This window comes from Micromonospora sp. NPDC049151 (genome assembly GCF_040648395.1).
Taxonomy (GTDB): domain Bacteria; phylum Actinomycetota; class Actinomycetes; order Mycobacteriales; family Micromonosporaceae; genus Micromonospora.
Map to the genome: position 1 here is coordinate 573979 of NZ_JBEZDP010000001.1, position 18148 is coordinate 592126.

The following is an 18148-nucleotide window of genomic DNA, read 5'->3' on the forward strand; positions in this document are numbered from 1 at the left end:
TTCGAGGCCGCCCCGGTTCGTCCGGGGCGGCCTTCGCGCATCCGAGCGGGTGCGGTCAGGCGGCGCCGTAGGAGCGGCGTGCCGGCAGCGCGGTGACCCCGGGCGGCGGCAGGCCGGCCGTGGACGCGAGCAGCGTGCACCAGCCGAGCAGGTGCGGGCCCAGGTCGGCGCGCAACGGCGTCCAGGAGGCCCGGATCTCGATGTCACCGGCGGCGGGCGGCCCGGCCAGCTCGCCGAAGCGGGTGGAGAGCGTCTGGGTGACGGTGCCGCCGATCGCCCGGTGCCCGGCGCCCTGCGCGTCGAGCGCGTCGGTCAGCCAGGTCCAGCCGACGCCGGGCAGCAGCGGGTCGCTGGCCAGTTCGACCTCCAGTTCGGCGGTGACGTACGTGACCAGCCGCAGCGTGCCCTGCCACGCCTCGTGCCCGGCCGGGTCGTGCAGCAGGATCAGCCGGCCGGTGGCCACCTCGTCGTCGTCGCGCAGCACCGCGGCGGAGAGCGCGAACGCGTACGGGGCCAGCCGCTGCGGTGCGCCGACCTCCTCCAGGACGATCTCCGGGCGGGGTGTCACCGACCGCAGCCCCGCGACCGCGCGAGCGAACGTTTCCGGGAGCGCGATCGGGGGGGCCATGCGGGCAGCCTATGTCGCACCCACCGTGCCGCGCGCGACGGCGCGCCGGGTGATCGGCGGTTAAGGCACCGCTCCACCGGAGGCGTCTTCCTTCTACGTCACAAATGCGGACGGTGAGCGCGGACGCGCGCCGGGGGCGTGGCACGATTGCCGCGATGACCACCGACACCACGGGCACTGCCGCCCGAGACGGAGAACCCCGCCGCGGCGGGCCGGCCGACTCGCCCTTCGTCCGCGCCTGCCGGCGCGAGCCGGGCCCGCACACCCCGGTCTGGTTCATGCGCCAGGCCGGCCGGTCGCTGCCGGAGTACCGCGAGATCCGGGCGAACGTGCCGATGCTGGAGTCCTGCCGCCGACCGGACCTGGTCACCGAGATCACGCTTCAGCCGGTGCGCCGGCACGGCGTGGACGCGGCGATCCTGTTCAGCGACATCGTGGTGCCGGTCGCGGCGGCCGGCGTCGACCTGGACATCGTGCCCGGTACCGGCCCGGTGGTGGCCGAGCCGATCCGTACGGCGGCCGACGTCGAGCGCATCAACCCCATCGGGCGCGACGACGTGTCGTACGTGGACGAGGCGGTCCGCCGGCTCGTCGTCGAGCTGGGCGACACCCCGCTGATCGGCTTCGCCGGGGCCCCGTTCACGCTGGCCAGCTACCTGGTCGAGGGCGGGCCGTCGCGCACCCACGCCAAGACCAAGGCGCTGATGTACGGCGACCCGGACCTGTGGCACGCGCTGTGCGCGCGGCTGGCCGAGGTGACGCTGGCGTTCCTCCAGGTGCAGGTCGACGCCGGGGTGTCAGCGGTGCAGCTGTTCGACTCGTGGGCCGGCGCGCTCTCCGAGGCCGACTACCGCCGCTTCGTGCTGCCGCACTCGACGTACGTGCTGGGCGGGCTCGCTGACGCGGGGGTGCCGCGGATCCACTTCGGGGTGGGCACCGGCGAGCTGCTCGGCGCGATGGGTGAGGCCGGCGCCGACGTGGTGGGCGTGGACTGGCGTACCCCGCTGGACGTCGCCACCGGCCGGATCGGGCCGGACAAGGCGGTGCAGGGCAACCTCGACCCGGCGGTGCTGCTCGCCGGATGGCCGGTGGTGGAGGCCGAGGTGCGGCGCATCGTCGAGCAGGGCCGGGCCGCACCCGGCCACGTGTTCAACCTCGGTCACGGCGTCCTGCCGGAGACCGACCCCGAGGTGCTGACCCGGGTGGTCGCGCTGGTGCACGAGCTGACCGCGCGACCGGAGCGCTAGGAGGAGACAGTGGTGCGACCGTGGCGGGTGGCGATAGTCGGTGGCGGGATCACCGGGCTGGCCGCCGCCGTCCGGTTGCGCGACCGCGCTCCCGAGGGCACCGAGGTCACCGTGTACGAGCAGTCCGGCCGCCTCGGCGGCAAGCTGTTCACCGGTGAGCTGGCCGGCGGGCCGGTCGAGTTCGGCGCGGAGTCGTTCCTGATGCGCGACCCGGCCGGTGGGGAGTCGGCGGCGGTGACGCTGGCCCGCCGTCTCGGCCTGGACGCCTCGATCGTGCACCCCACAGTCGGGCAGGCGGCACTGCTCGTCGACGGCACGTTGCGCCAGGTGCCGGGCGGCACGCTCGTCGGCGTACCCGGGGATCTGGACAAGGTGGCGGCGGTCGCGCCGCCGGCCGCGGACGCCGACCGCGACGCGGGCCGGCCGCTGCTGGCCGACGGCGATGACACGTCGGTCGGTGAGCTCGTCCGCAAGCGCCTCGGCGACGCGGTGGTGGAGCGGCTGGTCGACCCGATGCTCGGCGGCGTGTACGCGGGCCGGGCCGACGACCTGTCGCTGGTCACCACGATGCCGGCGCTGGCCCGCGCGGCACGCACCGAGCACACGCTGGTCGGTGCGGTACGCGCCGCGCAGGCGGCAGCGCCGCGCGCGCCCGGCGCGCCGGTCTTCGGCACCCTGGCCGGTGGGCTCAGCACGCTGGTCGAGGCGGCGGCCACGGCGAGCGGGGCGACGATCCGCCGGGGCGCGGCGGTACGCGAGTTGCGCCGCACCCCGTCCGGTTGGCGGCTCACCGTCGGGCCGACCCGCGACGCCGAGCACGTCGAGGTCGACGCGGTGCTGCTCGCGGTGCCGGCCCGCCCGGCCGCCCGGCTGCTCGCCGCCGCCGCGCCCGAGGCGGCCGAGACGGTCGGCGGGCTCGACTACGCCAGCGTCGCCCTGATCACGCTGGCCCTTCCCGGCCCGGCCCTGCCGGAGCTGTCCGGTTTCCTGGTGCCGGCCGGCGAAGGGCTGACGATCAAGGCGTCCACGTTCTTCACCACCAAGTGGGGGCACCTGCGGCGGCCGGACGGGCTGGCGCTGGTGCGCGCCTCGGTGGGCCGGTACGGCGACGAGACGTCGCTCCAGCTCACCGACGACGACCTGGCCGACGCGGTGCACCGGGAGCTGTCGGCGGTGCTCGGCGCGCCGCTGCCGGCGCCGGTGGCCCGGCACGTGCAGCGGTGGGGTGGCGCGCTGCCGCAGTACACGCCCGGGCACACCGCCCGGGTGGCGGCGGTCCGGGCGGCGCTGCGCGCCGCGTACCCGACGCTGGCAGTGGCCGGAGCCGGTTACGACGGCGTCGGCATCCCGGTGTGCGTCCGCTCCGGCGAGACGGCGGCCGAAGAGATCATCACGGCACTGGAAGGATCGGCAGCATGACCGAGCAGACCAACGCGGCGCGCCTGCGGGAGCTCAACGAGACCATCCGCTACACCATGTGGTCGGTGTACCGGGCCACCAGCCCGCTGCCGTCGCTGCGGGAGAACGTCGTCGACGAGGTCGAGTCGCTCTTCACCGAGCTGGCCGGCAAGGACGTCACGATCCGGGGCACGTACGACGTGGCCGGGCTGCGCGCCGACGCCGACCTGATGATCTGGTGGCACTCGTCGTCCAGCGACGCGCTCCAGGACGCGTACCTGCGGTTCCGCCGCACCACGCTGGGCCGGGCGCTGACCCCGGTCTGGTCGCAGATGGCGCTGCACCGGCCGGCCGAGTTCAACAAGAGCCACATCCCGGCGTTCCTGAACGACGAGGAGCCGCGCGCCTACCTGTGCGTCTACCCGTTTGTGCGCTCGTACGAGTGGTACCTGCTGCCCGACGCCGAGCGCCGCGAGCTGCTGGCCGAGCACGGCAAGATGGCCCGGGGCTACCCGGACGTACGGGCCAACACCGTCGCCTCGTTCGCGCTGGGCGACTACGAGTGGATGCTGGCGTTCGAGGCCGACGAGCTGCACCGGATCGTGGACCTGATGCGCGACCTGCGCGCCTCCGGCGCGCGGCGGCACGTGCGGGAGGAGATCCCGTTCTACACCGGCCGCCGCCGCCCGGTGGCCGACATCGTCAACTGCCTGGTGTGAAAGGAAGGGCCCCTTCTTAACGCCTGCGGTAGCGGAAGGGGCCCCGCTTAACACCCCAGCGGGTGTCGAGCAGAGCCCCGACCGGGATGGCAGTCGTCAGGCGGTCGTCGTGCAGGACAGGATGCCGGGCACCGGGTTCGTCGCACCGGCCGACCCGGTGAAGCCGAACGAGGTGCTGGCACCCGGCGCGAGCGAGCCGTTGTAGGCCACGTTCCGTGCCGTCACCAGCGTCCCGCTCGTGGTCACGTTGGCGTTCCACGCCGAGTTGACCTGCTGGCCGTTCTGGTAGTTCCAGCTCACCGACCAGCCGCGAATGGGTGATCCGCCGCTGTTTGTGACCTTCACGTCGGCCTGGAAGCCGCCGCCCCACGACCCGGTGATCGCGTACGTCGCGGTGCAGCCACCGGCCGGGTTCGGCGTGGTCGGCGGCGGGCTGGTCGGCGGGGTGCTCGTGGGCGGCGTGCTGGTGGGCGGGGTGGTGGTCGGCGGGGTGGTCGGGCCGGACCCGCCGAAGTCCACGTCGCTGCACAGGTAGTAGGACTGGTCCAGGTGGCTGGCCTGCCAGATGGTGTAGACGATGTGCCGGCCGGTGCGGCCCGGCGCGTTCGCCGGGATCTGGATGGACACGCCGTCGACCTCACGCGTCCACTGGCTGGCCGGGGTGTTGCCGATCTGGCCGACCAGTTCCAGGTCGCTCCAGCGCAGTGGCGAGGTGAGCGCGTTGAAACCCTGCTTTGTCACGTACACCCGGATGTAGTCGGCGCCGTGGCTGGCCTGGTCGAAGAACTTGACCCGGAAGTTGTTTGTCACCGGCACCGTCTTCCAGGCGCCGACGGTGTCGAGCGCGTTGTACCGGCCGCTCTGGGTGCGGCCGCCGCTGCACAGCTGCCCGTCCGGGATGGCGCCCTGGTGGTTGCCGGCCACGCCCTCGCGGAACAGGCCGTTCCAGTTCCACATGGCGTTCGGGTCGGCCTGCCACGCCTGCCAGCACATCGGGTCCTGGGTGGCCATGGCCGGGTTCTGGAAGTCACCGCCCCAGCGCTGCCAGCAGCTGTAGGCGCGCGAGGCCGGGTCGACCACCGACCCGTGCGCCGAGGCCGGGCCGGAGAACGCGGTGGTGAGCAGCGCCGCCACCACCGCGCAGACGGCGAGGATCGCCGCCGCGAGCGGTAACGGGCGGCGGTACGGAGTGGACATGGAAAGCCTCCGGGATAGGTGTCGGTGCACGACGCCCGGACTGTCGGGAGTTGCCCTCTCCCGCGTGGCGGCTCCGCCCGCACACTGCCACAAAAAGCGACAAACGTCAATGAGTCGGGTCGCGGCGCATCGGTGTGTGCGGGATGCCGTCCTCGACGTAACCGGGGCCGTCGACGGCGAAACCGAACCCGGCGTAGAAGCCGACCAGGTGCGTCTGCGCGTCCAGCACGCACTGCCGGTCACCCACCACCGCCAGGGCCTGCGTCATCAGCGCGCCGGCCAGGCCCGCGCCGCGGGCCGCCGGCGCCACCACCACCCGCCCGATCCGCGCCACGCCGCCGGGGTCGGCCAGGATCCGCAGGTACGCGGCCACGACGCCGTCGCGGCTCAGCCACAGGTGCCGGGTGCCGGGTTCGACGTCCCGGCCGTCCAGTTCCGGGTACGGGCAGGACTGCTCGACCACGAACACGTCGATGCGCAGCCGGAGCAGGTCGTGGAAGGTGCTGGCGTCCAGGTCGGCGAAGCCGGCCAGGTGGGACTCGACGGGCATCGGCCCAGGTTAGGCGGCGCGTCTGCGGCCGGTCGTGCGCACCCCAGGCGCGCGGCGGTTCGGAGGCCCGGCCCGACGTGGTTCGGCGTGCCGGCTCACGCGCGCCCGGGCCGACGCGGCTCAGCCCTTCGACGCGCGCAGCCCGGTTGCGGTGGCGGTCACGGCGCGTTCGAACCAGGTGCCGGTGTCGGCCGCCGAGCGGGTCCAGACCCAGACGCACTGGGTCACCCGGTCCTGCTGGAGGCAGCCGAAACGGTGCGGGAAACGGGTGCCGTCGGACAGGGTCATGGTGGCCGACACCATCCGGCCCGGCACGCCCAACCCGGCGGGCAGCTTCCCGGCCGTGTGGCCGGCGGTGACCTGGCCGGCCTCCTCGTCGCGCTCGCACGCCTCCAGCACGCCGAAGGTCTGCCGGACCGCGTCCGCGGCGGTCGCCTCGTCCGGGTAGACCACCGTCTCCTGGGCGATCTCGACGAACTCGCCGGCCGGTGTCTCCTCCGGCGTGCCGAAGACCCGGGTCGACACCACGAGCCGCCGGTCGAGCAGGGGCAGCGGGCGACCACAGGCGACGCCGTCGGAGTCGAGTTGCTCGCTGGCGTTCTCGGGCTTTTCGGCCAGGCCGGCCAGGCGGCCGGTCGCCGCGTACCGATCGCGCAGCGCCGCGGCGGCGCCGCCGTCGGTGGGTGAGGGCGCGACGAGGGCCGGATCGGCGGCGGGGGCGGGCTCGGTGGCGGGAGAGCAGCCGGCGAGGGCGGCGGTCAGAGCCGCCGCGATGATCTTCCGTCGGGACACCGGAGGGATGCTAGACGGGGATCGACGCCGATGGCGTCCCGCGAGGGTACGCGTCAGGCGGGGCGGGCGCCGACCGCGTCGCGTACCTCGGCACCCTGCTCGCCCTCGACGGCGCGGGCGCAGTGGGCGCAGCAGAAGAAGCGGCCGGAGACCTCGACGCCGTGGCCGACGATCTTGGTCTGGCAGTGCTCGCAGATCGGCGCCATCTTGTGCACCGCGCACTCGAAGCAGTCGAACGTGTGCCGCGACCCGTCGACGGTGCGCACCTCGAACGCCATCCAGTAGTCGTTGCCGCAAACCTCGCAGGCAGCCATGCGAAACCCCCCGAAAACGGACCTGTGATCCGAGAGTCGCGCAGAAGACACCATCGAGCAACCGGAACCGGCGAACCTGATCCGGCCCCACGGCGAGTCGCTCCCGGCGTGTCGCGCGTTGACCCCGGTGACCGCCGAACATCCCCGGAGGATTCGTGATCAAGCGCAACAGGCTCTTCGGCAACCAGACCCGGGTGACGTTCTCGCTGCCCCGGGACACCCCGGCCGGCACGGTGAGCGTGGTCGGCTGCTTCAACGGGTGGGAGCCCGGCCGGCACGAGCTGGTGCCGCGCCGCGACGGCACCCGTACCGTGACGGTCCGGCTGAAGCCGGGGGAGTACCGCTTCCGCTACCTCGCCACCGGCGGGGTGTGGCTGGACGACGAGGCCGCCGACCAGGTGGACGAGGCCGGCGGCCTGCTGCGGCTGTGAGGCCGTCAGCCGGCGCTGGGCTCCAGCCGCACCGAGATCGAGTTGACGCAGTGCCGGGTGTCCTTCGGGGTGAAGCCCTCACCCTCGAAGACGTGCCCGAGGTGGCTGTCGCAGCGCGCGCAGCGGATCTCGGTACGCCGCATGCCGAGCGTGTTGTCCGGGATCTCCTTGACCGCGCCCGGGATGGCGTCGTCGAAGCTCGGCCAGCCGCAGTGCGAGTCGAACTTGTCGTCGCTGCGGAACAGTTCCAGCCCGCAGGCCCGGCAGCGGTAGACGCCGGGGGTCTTGGTGTCGACGTACTCACCGGTCCAGGGCGCCTCGGTGCCGGCCTCGCGGAGCACCCGGAACTCCTCGGGGCTCAGCCGCACGCGCCACTCGTCCTCGGAACGGGGCAGTTCGTTGTCGGAAAGACTCACCGTTCCACGGTACGTCGGCTGTCGGTGGCATCGCATATGGTCGCGTGATGGCGGGCAGGAGCGCGGTCGAGGAGATCGAGGTGGCCGGGCACGCGGTGCGGCTGAGCAGCCCCGACCGGGTGATCTTCCCGGAGCGCGGCTTCACCAAGGCCGACGTCTTCCGCTACTACCTGGCCGTCGGCGAGGGGATCATGCGCGCCCTGCGCGACCGGCCGACGACGCTCCAGCGCTTCCCCGACGGCATCGAGGGGGAGATGTTCTTCCAGAAGCGGGTGCCGCAGCGGGGCGTGCCCCCGTGGGTCCGCACCGCGCGGATCGCCTTCCCGAGCGGCCGCCCGGCCGACGAGCTGTGCCCGGCCGACCTGGCGCACGTGGCCTGGGCGGCGCAGATGGGCACCGTGGTGTTCCACCCGTGGCCGGTGCGCGCCGCCGACACCGACCGCCCCGACGAGCTGCGCGTCGACCTCGACCCGCAACCCGGCACCGACTTCGCCGACGCGGTCACCGCCGCCGGTGAGCTGCGCGGGCTGCTCGACGAGCTGGGCGTGCCCGGCTGGCCGAAGACCTCCGGCGGCCGGGGCGTGCACGTCTACCTGCGCATCCAGCCGCGCTGGACGTTCGTCGAGGTGCGCCGGGCGACCATCGCGCTGGCCCGGGAGCTGGAACGCCGCCGCCCCGAGCTGGTCACCACCGCCTGGTGGAAGGAGGAGCGCGGCGAGCGCGTCTTCGTCGACTTCAACCAGATGGCGCGGGACCGCACCATCGCCTGCGCGTACTCGCTGCGCGCCAACGCCCGCGCCACCGTCTCCACCCCCGTCGAGTGGGACGAGCTGCCCGAGGTCGACCCGGACGACTTCCACCTGGGCACGGTGCCGGCCCGGTTCGCCGAGCGCGGCGACCCGCACGCCGGCATCGACGACTCCCCGTGGGACATCACACCGCTGCTGGAGTGGGCCGAGCGGGACGCCGCCGACGGGCTGGGCGACATGCCTTATCCACCGGAATACCCGAAGATGCCCGGCGAGCCGAAGCGGGTGCAGCCGTCGAAGGACCGCGACCGCCCGCGCCCCTGACGCGCCTCCTTTCGGCGAGTGGAACACCATGGGTGTCTCCGGGGCCCTGAGACACCCATGACGTTCCACCCGACCGCGGGTGGGCGCGGCGAGGTGCCGCGTGCGCCGCGCTCGGGTGCCGCCGGCTCAGTCGAGGGCGGTGAGCAGGGCCCGGACCGAAGCGACGATGTGCCGAGGGCGGCGGTAGAGGTCGGTGGCGGTGTAGACGCGCACGCGCCAGCCGTGCTCGGCCAGCCAGTTGAGCCGGGAACGGTCGTGGTGCATCCGGCCGGGGTCGAGGTGGGATCGGCCGTCGTACTCCAGGCCGATGCGCCGACTCCGATAGCCCAGGTCGAGGCGGTAGATCGGCAGCCCGGCGGGGTCGGGAACCCACAGTTGCGGCTCCGGTGGCGGTAACCCGCCGTCGATCAGCAACAGGCGTAACTGGCTCTCCTGCCGGCACTCCGGGCGCGGGTCGGCGAGCGCGGCGAGTTGCCCCGCCTGTCGTACTCCCCGCAGGCCGGCATGCCATGCCACTTCGGCGAGCAGGTCCTCCCGGCGGCAGGCGCCGGCTCGGAGACAGAGATCCAGCACCGGCAGCGCGTCCGACCGCCGGATCACCCGGGCGAGGTCCACCGCGCAGCGGGCGGCGGGCGCGCAGGGGATCCCGGCGATCTCTGTCGCGTCCCGCACCGGCAGCACCGTCTGGTGCGTCGCCACGCCCCGGATCCGCCGTGCACTCGCACCGGGCGGCACGATCACGTGCACCCGATCGTCGGTGACCGCCCCGAACCGGTGCAGTCGCGCGCCGGTGTGGAATCCCGCGACGGTTCCCGGCGGCAGCCGCCGGAACAGGGCGCGCAACCGGCTCGCCTCGTCCTCCGTGCAGCCGTAGACACCCCGGGACAGCCGGCCCAGCCGTCCCGCCGACACCTGATGCCGGACCGCTCCCCGGCTCATCCCACCCGCCCGCAACTCCCCATACCGCCACACCCGCCCACCCTCCCGCCCCACGCCCCCGAAATTCCGCCCCTGTGGACAGCCCTCGCCCTGCCCCGTCGATCTTGGAGTCGTGGTCGTTCCCAAAAGGCACATAGAACGCATTCGAGGTGCCACAACTCCAAGATCGACGGGGAGGTGGCGGGCGGCGCGGCGAGAGGACGGCGAGGGACCGATAACGATCATGTAACGGGCGCGAACCTTTTGGTGGGTGTCACTGCTCTCTCTCGGCATCGGCCCGCCGGGGCCAGGAGAGGACGTCGGATGAAGCTGGTGTGGAGGCGGGCGGTAGAGGCCCGAGGGCTGCTGCTCGCCGCCGCTGTCGCGGCACTCGTCGCGGTCGCGCTCGTCACCGGGCTCTCCGACTACAACCGCCGGGCGGTCGAGGCGGGCGCCCGGGCGGTGCTGGACACCGCTCCGGCGCAGGAGCGCAGCCTGCTGGTCAGCGGCTCCGGCGGGGCCGACGCCGCCGCGTTCGCCGAGCGGGACCGGGCGGTACGGGAACAGTTCGCGAACGGGCTCGGCGGCGCCCCGGTCACCGTGGCCGCGACCCGCTCCGGGACCGGCCGGGAGCTGACCGGTGACGTGGGCGCCGCCCGCACCGACGACGACCCGATGTTCGCCAACCTGGCCACGCTCGACGACCTGCCCGCGCACGCCGAGCTTGCCGCCGGGGCGTGGCCGGTGCCGGGCAGCGACCCGTTGCAGGTGACGTTGCCGGAGAAGGTGGCCGCGCAACTGAGCATCGAGATCGGGGAGCGGGTGCCGCTCTACGACAGGGGCGCGGAGCGCGCCGGCACCGTGGTGGTCGTGGGCACGTGGCGGCCCCGGGACGCGACCGAGGCGTACTGGCGTCTCGCCCCGGGGGTGGGGGAGAGCCAGGGCGACGCGGCGGTCACCTCGTACGGGCCGTTCGCGCTGGACCCGGCCGACTTCGCCGGCACCTTCCCGGGTTCCACCTCGGCGGCCTGGCTGGTCGATCCGGATCTGGTGGCGGTCGAGCCGGCCCGGCTGCCCGCGGTGACCAAAGCGCTGGACGAGATCACCGGGAAGCTGCCGGACGCCACCGGGCTGGGCTCGTCGGCGCAGCAGGTCAGCCACCTGGACCGGCTCGTCGACCGGCTGAGCCGGGCCGATCTGGTGGGCCGGTCGGCGCTGCTCACCCCGCTGCTGCTGATCGTCGTGCTCGGCGGGTACGCGCTGGTGCTGGTGGCCGCCCTGTTGAACGAGGACCGGCGGGCACAGACCGCGCTGCTGCGGGCCCGGGGCGCCGCCCGGGGGCAGATCGCCGGGCTGGCCGTACGCGAGGCGACGCTCGTGGTGGCGCCGGCGCTGCTGCTGGCCCCGGCGCTGACCGGGCAGGCGATCCACTACCTGGGCGCGGACCTGGGGCTGGCCGACGGCGACCTGGCCCGGGTGTGGCTGGTGGCGGTCGGCGCGGCGACCGGCTGCCTGCTCGCCATGGTGCTGCCGGCGATGCGTCGGGCCGGCACGTACGTCGCGGACATGGCGTCCCGGTCCCGCCCCTCCCGGGGAGCGGCGGCGCAGCGGGCGAGCGTGGACATCGCGCTGGTGGCCCTCGCCGTGCTCGCCTGGACCCAGTTGCGGCAGTACTCGTCGCCGCTCGCCGGCGCGAACGGCAGCCTCGGCATCGACCCGCTGCTGGCCGCCGCGCCCACCATCGGCGTGCTGGCCGGCGCGGTGATCGCGCTGCGGCTGCTGCCGCCGACCACCCGGATCGCGGAACGCTTCGTGGACCGGCGGACGTGGAACGCCACCATGTTCGGCATGTGGCAGGCGGGCCGCCGCCCGCACGCCGGCCCGGTGCTGCTGCTCGCGCTCGCCGTCGGCGGCAGCACGCTCGCCTGGTCGCTCGTCGCCTCCTGGGAACGCTCGCAGCGCGACCAGGCGCAGCACACGGTCGGCGCGGACCTGCGGCTGACCGAGCGGGACGGCACCGCGCCCGCCGACCGGGCCGCGCAGCTGGCCGCCGTACCAGGCCTGGACCGGGCGCTGCCGGCCTGGCGCGACGACGTACGGGTGGGCCGTGAGGCCCGGCCGGCGACTGTGGTGGCGCTCGACACCGCCGCCGCGAAGGGGATGATCCGCCTCGACGACACCGGCGGCGACGCGTCCACAGCCGCGCTGCTGGACCGGCTCGCCGCCGGCCGGACCGCGCCGGTCGGCGGCGTCCTGCCGGCCGGGGCGAAGACATTCGCCGGCACCGTGCGCACCCCGGTCGAGAGCATGTTCGACAGGCCCCGGGTGGTGGTGACCGCGCTGTTCGTCACCGACGCCGGGGCCACCTGGCGGGTGCGGCTGGCCGAGGCCGGCGGCGACGGGAAGCCGGTACGTTTCTCCGTGCCGCTGCCCGACAGCGGCGGCGCCCCGCTGCGCCTGGCCGGCTTCGAGGCCGACGGCGGCGACGTCACCGGCAGCTCGTACCGGCTGCTCCTGGACGAGCTGCGGCTCACCGACGCCGCCGGGGCGGTCCTGCCGGTGCCGGTGGAGGGGTCGTGGCGGGTGATCGACCCGGGCGCCGGGCCGCGTGGCACCGCCAAGGCGAGCCCGACCCGGATCGACGGGACGCAGGGCTTCGACGTGCCGGCCGGGCTGTTGCAGTTCGCCCGGGTGCCCTCGTCCCGGTTCGCGCTGGTGCCGCAGGCGCCGGACCGTCCGGTGCCGGTGCTCGTCACGCCGGGCGTGGCCGCCGCGATGAGCGTCAAGACCGGCGACACCGTCAAGCTGTCGGTCGCCGAGGTGACGCTGGAGGTCACTGTGGTCGGCCAGGTCGCCGCGATCCCGGGCACCGGCGGCGAGGGCGTGCTGCTGGACCTGCCGGCCGCCACCACCCAGCTCCTGGAGCGCAGCGGCGGCGTCCGGCCGGTGGCCGAGTGGTGGCTGGGCACCACGCCCGGCGGGCACGCCGCCGCCGCTGACGCGCTCGCCGCGACCGGCGGCACGGTGCTGCTGGACCGGCGGGCGGTGGCCGCGGAGGCCGCCGAGGATCCGTACTGGCAGGGTGCGCGCACCGGCCTGCTGGCCGCCGCGCTCGGCTCGGTGCTGCTCGCCCTGGTCGGCCTGGCTGTCGACGTCTGGGCCACCACCCGGCGGCGGCTCACCGAGTTCGCCGTGTTCAACACGCTCGGCGCGAACACGCGGCTGCTGGCGCGCGCGTACCTCGCCGAACAGACGTTCCTGGCCGCGATCGGCGTCGGCGTCGGGCTGCTCGTCGGCGCCCTCGTCGCGGCCACCATGGTGCCGCTGGTGATCCTCACCCCGGCCGCCGGCCGGCCGGTGCCCGAGGCGGCCTTCACAGTGCCCTGGGTGCCGATCGGGACGACGGCCGCCGGGCTGCTGCTCGCCGCGCTCGCCTTCGCCGCCCTCATCACCACCGGCATCCGCCAGCGGGTCGCCGCCGCGCAGCTCCGGATCGGAGGAGAACGATGAGCCTTCCTGGTGCCGCGCGCCGGGTTCGCGCGTACGGGGGGCAGTTCCTGCTGCTCGCCGTCCTGACCCTGGTGACCGCGCTGCTGATCACCGGGGTGCCCCGGGTCGCCGACCGGCTGACCGGGCAGGGGCTCACCGAGTACGTGGCCGGTCAGCCGGTGGCCCGCCGGGACCTCACGTACAGCACCGCGCCGGACGCCGTGCCGGCCTCGGCCCAGCCCGTCGTCGCCAGCCGGGGAAGCCAGCTCGCGGCGATCGAGGAGAAGATGCCCGCCGAGGTACGCGACACGATCGGTGAGCGCTGGTTCGCGGCGCAGACCGTGCCCGGACGGCTGCGCGGCCCGACGCTCGGCGCCGACAAGGGACTGATCGACGTGCATCTGCGTGCCGGCACCGGCATCCGGGAGGCGGCCACGCTCGTCGACGGGCGGTGGCCGGAACGCGGCGTCACCCCGGCCGGCGCGATCGAGGTGACGCTCGCCGAGACGATCGCCACCACGCTGGGCGTCGGAGCCGGCGACCGGTTCCTGCTCCTCATCCTCGACCCGGACGGCAACGTGCTCAAGTCCCGCCCGGTCGACCTGGTCGGCGTGTGGCGGCCGAACGACCCGGCCGACGGCGTCTGGGACACGCTGCCGTCGATGCTGAAGCTCACGCCGCCGGAAGGCGACGGCAAACCGTTCGTGGGCGTCGCCTACACCGCCGACGGCGGCGTCGACGAGGCCGTCGCGACCGGCTGGCCGGTGAGCTTCGGCTGGCGCTACCGGATCGCCCCGGAGCGGCTCGAACCGGGCCGCCTCGACGAGCTGATCGCCGGGGTCGACGGGCTGAACCGCGCCCTGCCCACCGAGGTCACCGTGACGCTCAGCCAGGGCGTGGACATCCCGCTGCGGCGCTTCGCCGACTCGCTGGCCGCCGCGCGTACCCTGCTCGCTGTCATCGCCGCCGGGCTGCTCGCCACGCTGGCCGGGCTGACGCTGCTCGCCGCCCGGCTGGCCGCGCGCCGCCGCCGCGCCGAGTTCCACCTGATCCGGGCGCGCGGCGGCTCGACCGGCGCGGTGCTGCGCCGCGGCCTGGCCGAATCGCTGCTGGTGCTGCCGGCCGCCGCCGGGATCGGCTGGCTGCTCGGCGGGCTGCTGCCCGGCGCCGGGACGTCGTGGTACTGGGTGGTGATCGCCGGGCTCCTGGCCACGCTGCTGCCGCCGCTCGCCGCGCTCGCCGTGGGCCGCCGGGCCGGTGGCCGCGCCGACCTGGGCGGCCGGTCGCCCGCCGTCCGGCTCACAGTCGAGGTGGCGGTGCTCGGGCTCGCCGTGCTCGGCGCGTTCCTGCTGCGCCGCCGTGGGCTCACCGCCGGGTCGGTGGATCCGCTGCTGGTGTCCGTACCGGTGCTGCTGGCGATCGCGGCGGCGCTGCTGGCGCTGCGCGCGTACCCCTGGCCGTTACGGCTGGCCAGCCGCGTCGCCGCCCGGGCGCGCGGCAGCGTCGCGTTCCTCGGCACCGCCCGCGCGGGCCGGGCCGCGACCACCGGGCCGCTGGTCGTGGTGGTGCTGGCCGTCGCCACCGCCGCGTTCTGCGGCGTGGTGGCGACCGGCATCGAGACCGGCCGGGACACCGCCGCCGCCCAGGCCGTGCCCGGTGACCTGCTGGTACGCGGGGAGCGCTTCACGCCGGACACGGCCGGGGAGCTGGCCGCGCTGCCCGGGGTACGCGCTGTCGCGCCGGTGCTGACCATCCCGGCCGAACGCCCCTACGCCGACCAGGCCGGGCGTCCCGCCCCGGTCACCGAGCTGCGCGTGGTGCTCGTGGACGGGGAGCGGTTCGCCGAGGTGGCGCGGCAGGCCGGCGTACCGGTGGACGTGCCCGACCCGGTGCTGGCCCGCGCCGACGGGAGCACGCCGCTGCCGGCGCTGGTGTCCCCGGCGGTGGCCGGGGACCTGGCCGACGCCGGGCTCGCCGACGCCCGCGGCGAGCGGCCCGCCTGGCTGGACGTGCAGGGCAACCGGCTGCCGGTGCGCACCGCCGCCACTGTCGACGGGTTCGCGCTCGTGGGCGAGGGCGTACGCCGGTTCGTGGTGCTGCCGTGGCCGGCGTTGCCGGCCGACGCCCCGCACCAGCTCGCGCCGACCGGTTTCGTGCTCGCCGGCTCCGGCGTGGACCCGGCCGAGGTGGACCGGGTCGCGCGTGAGGGACAGCGACGCTACCTGCGCATCGGCGGCGTCGACGCCGGGGACCAGGCCCGCGCGCCGGAGGTGACGACCAGGTCGACGGTCCGCGCCGACCTGGGCGGCACCGGCGTGAACGGCCTGCTGGTGTTCGGCTTCGCACTCGGGGCCGGGGGCGGCGCCGTGCTGGGGCTGCTCGGGCTGGCGCTCGCGGTGCTCGCCGGGGCGCGCTCGCGCGGGCAGGTGCTGTCCCGGCTGCGCACCATGGGCCTGTCCCGCCGGCAGTGGCGCGGACTGCTCATGGTGGAGCTGACCCCGCTGGTGCTGGTGTCGGTGCTCACCGGAGCGGTGGTCGGCGCGTTGCTGCCGCTGCTGCTCACGCCGGTGCTCGGGCTGCCCGCCTTCACCGGGGGCGTGGAGGTACGCCCGAGTTTCGAGCCCGGCCTGGTGGCCGGGGTGTCGGTCCTGGCCATGCTGGCCCTCGGTTTCGCGATCGCCGTGGAAGCCGTGAACAACCGCCGGTTGCGCCTCGGTGAGGTGCTGCGGCTCGGAGAGGAGAGCTGAGATGACCGCGACCGCCGAGGCGTCCGTACCGGATCTGGCGTCCCTGCAACAGCGTGCCGCCGAGCGTGCCGCCGAACGGGCAGGCGGGCGGGACCGGCTGCGCGGGCACATCGTCTGCGACGGGTTGGTGCGCATCTTCAAGACCGAGGGCGTCGAGGTCGTCGCGCTCCAGGGCCTCGACCTGGTCATCGACAGGGGCGAACTGGTCGCGATCGTCGGCGCCTCCGGCTCCGGCAAGTCGACGCTGCTGAACATCCTGTCCGGGCTGGACACCCCGACCGCGGGTATCGCCCGGGTCGCCGACTACGACCTGCTGTCGCTGTCGAACAAGCGGCGGCTGGCGTACCGGCGGGACGTGGTCGGGTTCATCTGGCAGCAGACCGGCCGGAACCTGCTGCCGTACCTGACCGCGCTGGAGAACGTGGAGCTGCCGATGAAGCTGGCCGGGCGGGCCGGCGGGCGGCGCAAGCGGCGGGAACGGGCCCGTGAACTGCTGGACATGGTGGGTGTCGGCTACTGCGCGGACCGGCGGCCGGGCCAGATGAGCGGCGGCGAGCAGCAGCGCTGCGCGGTCGCCGTGGCGGTGGCGAACGACCCGGAGATCCTGTTCGCCGACGAGCCGACCGGCGAGCTGGACGAGGCGACCGGCGCGGAGGTCTTCGCCGCGCTGCGCACCATAAACGCCGAACTCGGCGTCACCATCGTGGTGGTCACCCACGACCACGCCGTGGCCGGCCAGGTCCGCCGTACCGTCGCGATCCGCGACGGCCGGACCGCCTCCGAGGTACGCCGGACCGCGCGCGTCACCGCCGACGGCGGCACCGAGATGGTCAGCGAGGAGTACGCGGTGCTCGACCGCACCGGCCGGATGCAGCTGCCCGCGCAGTTCGTGGAGGCGCTGTCCCTGCGCGACCGGGTTCGGCTCAACCTGGAACCCGACCACGTCGAGGTGCGCCCCGGCGACCGGGCGCACGCCGAGGAGAGTGAGTGATGACCGACCAGACAGTGGTGCTGCCGGCCGTGCCGGCGTCGGCCGTCGAGGACGTGGTCCGGGTCGAGGGGGTGAGCCGCACCTTCGGCAAGGGGGAGCACGCCGTGCACGCCGTGCGGGACGTCTCGTTCACGGCGGGACGCGGCGAGCTGGTCGCCGTCCGGGGCCGCTCCGGCGCCGGCAAGACCACGCTGCTGAACCTCGTCGGCGGCCTGGACCGGCCGGACGCCGGGCAGATCCGGGTGGCCGGGCACGACGTCACCGCGGCGGGCGAACGGGAACTGCTGGCGTTGCGCCGGGGCACGATCGGGTTCGTGTTCCAGACGTTCGGCCTGGTGCCGATCCTGTCCGCGGCGGAGAACGTCGGGGTGCCGCTGCGGCTGGCGAAGGTGCCGGCGGCCGAGCGGGAGCAGCGGGTGGCGGTGCTGCTGGAACTGGTCGGGCTGGGCGGGCACGCCGCGCAGCGCCCGTACGAGCTGTCCGGCGGGCAGCAGCAGCGGGTGGCGGTGGCGCGGGCGCTGGCGAACGAGCCGGACCTGCTGATCGCCGACGAGCCGACCGGTCAGCTCGACTCCGAGACCGGCCGGTCGATCATGGACTTGCTCCGGGCGGTGGTGCACGCCCGGGGCATGACCGCGCTCGTGGCCACGCACGACCCGGCGCTGATCGAGCTGGCCGACCGTACGCTCACGCTGCGCGACGGCCGGCTGGTGTCTGAGGACTGATCCGGGGTGCCGGGCCGCTCGCCTTCGGGTGTCGGCCCGGTGCCGGATCAGAGCGCCAGCTTCATGCCCTCGTGGCTGGCCACGAAGCCCAGGTCGCGATAGAACCGGTGCGCGTCGGCGCGCTGCTTGTCGGTGGTGAGCTGCACCAGCGCGCACCCGCGCTCCCGGGCCCGGTCGATGGCCCAGCGCATCATCGTCCCGCCCAGGCCACGGCCGCGCCGGTCGGAGCGGACCCGCACCGACTCGATCAGGCACCGTTCGGCACCGTGCCGGCCCAGCCCCGGGATGTACGTGAGCTGGAAACAGCCGACCAGCTCCCCGCCGTCGTCGGCGACGATCAGGTGGTTGCGCGGGTCGGCGTCGAGGTCGGCGAAGGCCCGCTCGTACGCCTCGTCCACCTCGGGCAGGTCACGGGTGCGGCCCAGCACGTCGTCGGCGAGCAGCGCGAGCACGGCGGGCAGGTCGGCGCGAACCGCCTCCCGGAAGATCACCTCGGTCACCCGGCCAGCCTGG

Annotated in this window: 17 protein-coding genes; 9 read left to right on the forward strand and 8 right to left on the reverse strand. The window is 74.7% G+C overall.

Features of this window, described 5'->3' with window-relative positions:
* Positions 1 to 55: 55 nt before the first annotated feature.
* Positions 56 to 628: a DUF3000 domain-containing protein gene (locus tag AB0B20_RS02770; protein WP_357382700.1), complete on the reverse strand. Its 573-nt coding sequence runs from the start codon at positions 626 to 628 to the stop codon at positions 56 to 58.
* A 155-nt stretch (positions 629 to 783) separates the two neighbouring features.
* On the opposite strand from AB0B20_RS02770, the gene hemE reads away from it, so the two are divergent.
* Genes hemE through hemQ form a run of 3 tightly spaced genes read left to right on the forward strand, consistent with a single transcriptional unit; the run spans position 784 to position 3992 of the window.
* On the forward strand, positions 784 to 1875 hold the full coding sequence (hemE, locus tag AB0B20_RS02775; RefSeq protein ID WP_357467477.1) for a uroporphyrinogen decarboxylase: 1092 nt from the start codon (positions 784 to 786) through the stop codon (positions 1873 to 1875).
* A gap of 9 nt (positions 1876 to 1884) precedes the next feature.
* Positions 1885 to 3294 carry a protoporphyrinogen oxidase gene (gene hemG, locus AB0B20_RS02780; RefSeq protein WP_357467480.1) on the forward strand — a complete coding sequence of 470 codons (1410 nt, stop codon included), beginning with the start codon at positions 1885 to 1887 and terminating at the stop codon, positions 3292 to 3294.
* Entirely contained in the window at positions 3291 to 3992 is a 702-nt protein-coding gene (gene hemQ / locus AB0B20_RS02785) for a hydrogen peroxide-dependent heme synthase (protein WP_135238969.1), read from the forward strand. Before hemG ends, hemQ begins: the two co-directional genes overlap by 4 nt.
* 96 nt (positions 3993 to 4088) lie before the next feature.
* On the opposite strand, the gene AB0B20_RS02790 is transcribed toward hemQ, so the two are convergent.
* From AB0B20_RS02790 to AB0B20_RS02805, 4 genes are all read right to left on the reverse strand, one after another.
* Complete coding sequence (locus AB0B20_RS02790) at positions 4089 to 5189, reverse strand: lytic polysaccharide monooxygenase (protein ID WP_357382708.1); 1101 nt, start codon at positions 5187 to 5189, stop codon at positions 4089 to 4091.
* A 106-nt stretch (positions 5190 to 5295) separates the two neighbouring features.
* Positions 5296 to 5739, reverse strand: a complete 444-nt coding sequence (locus AB0B20_RS02795; protein ID WP_357467484.1) for a GNAT family N-acetyltransferase — start codon at positions 5737 to 5739, stop codon at positions 5296 to 5298.
* 120 nt (positions 5740 to 5859) lie between these two features.
* Positions 5860 to 6531: a hypothetical protein gene (locus tag AB0B20_RS02800; protein ID WP_357467487.1), complete on the reverse strand. Its 672-nt coding sequence runs from the start codon at positions 6529 to 6531 to the stop codon at positions 5860 to 5862.
* Between the two features lie 53 nt (positions 6532 to 6584).
* The gene (locus AB0B20_RS02805) at positions 6585 to 6845 is read right to left on the reverse strand and encodes a Prokaryotic metallothionein (protein ID WP_121686440.1); all 261 of its coding nucleotides are present in this window, start codon (positions 6843 to 6845) and stop codon (positions 6585 to 6587) included.
* 155 nt (positions 6846 to 7000) lie between these two features.
* Here AB0B20_RS02805 and AB0B20_RS02810 point away from each other — a divergent pair, with 155 nt between their 5' ends.
* On the forward strand, positions 7001 to 7276 hold the full coding sequence (locus AB0B20_RS02810; protein ID WP_278090439.1) for an isoamylase early set domain-containing protein: 276 nt from the start codon (positions 7001 to 7003) through the stop codon (positions 7274 to 7276).
* Positions 7277 to 7281: 5 nt separating this feature from the next.
* Here AB0B20_RS02810 and msrB read toward each other — a convergent pair whose 3' ends face one another.
* Positions 7282 to 7692, reverse strand: coding sequence for a peptide-methionine (R)-S-oxide reductase MsrB (gene msrB / locus AB0B20_RS02815; protein WP_357467490.1), 411 nt, complete (start codon positions 7690 to 7692; stop codon positions 7282 to 7284).
* Positions 7693 to 7739: 47 nt separating this feature from the next.
* Here msrB and ligD point away from each other — a divergent pair, with 47 nt between their 5' ends.
* Positions 7740 to 8765 carry a non-homologous end-joining DNA ligase gene (gene ligD / locus AB0B20_RS02820; RefSeq protein WP_357467494.1) on the forward strand — a complete coding sequence of 342 codons (1026 nt, stop codon included), beginning with the start codon at positions 7740 to 7742 and terminating at the stop codon, positions 8763 to 8765.
* Positions 8766 to 8891: 126 nt separating this feature from the next.
* On the opposite strand, the gene AB0B20_RS02825 is transcribed toward ligD, so the two are convergent.
* Positions 8892 to 9737, reverse strand: a complete 846-nt coding sequence (locus tag AB0B20_RS02825; RefSeq protein ID WP_357382719.1) for a hypothetical protein — start codon at positions 9735 to 9737, stop codon at positions 8892 to 8894.
* A 270-nt stretch (positions 9738 to 10007) separates the two neighbouring features.
* On the opposite strand from AB0B20_RS02825, the gene AB0B20_RS02830 reads away from it, so the two are divergent.
* Genes AB0B20_RS02830 through AB0B20_RS02845 form a run of 4 tightly spaced genes read left to right on the forward strand, consistent with a single transcriptional unit; the run spans position 10008 to position 17635 of the window.
* On the forward strand, positions 10008 to 13193 hold the full coding sequence (locus tag AB0B20_RS02830) for an FtsX-like permease family protein (RefSeq protein ID WP_357467497.1): 3186 nt from the start codon (positions 10008 to 10010) through the stop codon (positions 13191 to 13193).
* Positions 13190 to 15919, forward strand: a complete 2730-nt coding sequence (locus tag AB0B20_RS02835) for an FtsX-like permease family protein (RefSeq protein WP_357467500.1) — start codon at positions 13190 to 13192, stop codon at positions 15917 to 15919. The genes AB0B20_RS02830 and AB0B20_RS02835 overlap by 4 nt, the downstream gene beginning before the upstream one ends.
* Position 15920: 1 nt before the next feature.
* Complete coding sequence (locus AB0B20_RS02840; protein ID WP_357467503.1) at positions 15921 to 16910, forward strand: ABC transporter ATP-binding protein; 990 nt, start codon at positions 15921 to 15923, stop codon at positions 16908 to 16910.
* Positions 16910 to 17635: an ABC transporter ATP-binding protein gene (locus tag AB0B20_RS02845; RefSeq protein ID WP_357467508.1), complete on the forward strand. Its 726-nt coding sequence runs from the start codon at positions 16910 to 16912 to the stop codon at positions 17633 to 17635. Before AB0B20_RS02840 ends, AB0B20_RS02845 begins: the two co-directional genes overlap by 1 nt.
* A 47-nt stretch (positions 17636 to 17682) precedes the next feature.
* On the opposite strand, the gene AB0B20_RS02850 is transcribed toward AB0B20_RS02845, so the two are convergent.
* Positions 17683 to 18135, reverse strand: a complete 453-nt coding sequence (locus AB0B20_RS02850) for a GNAT family N-acetyltransferase (RefSeq protein ID WP_357467511.1) — start codon at positions 18133 to 18135, stop codon at positions 17683 to 17685.
* Positions 18136 to 18148 lie beyond the last annotated feature (13 nt).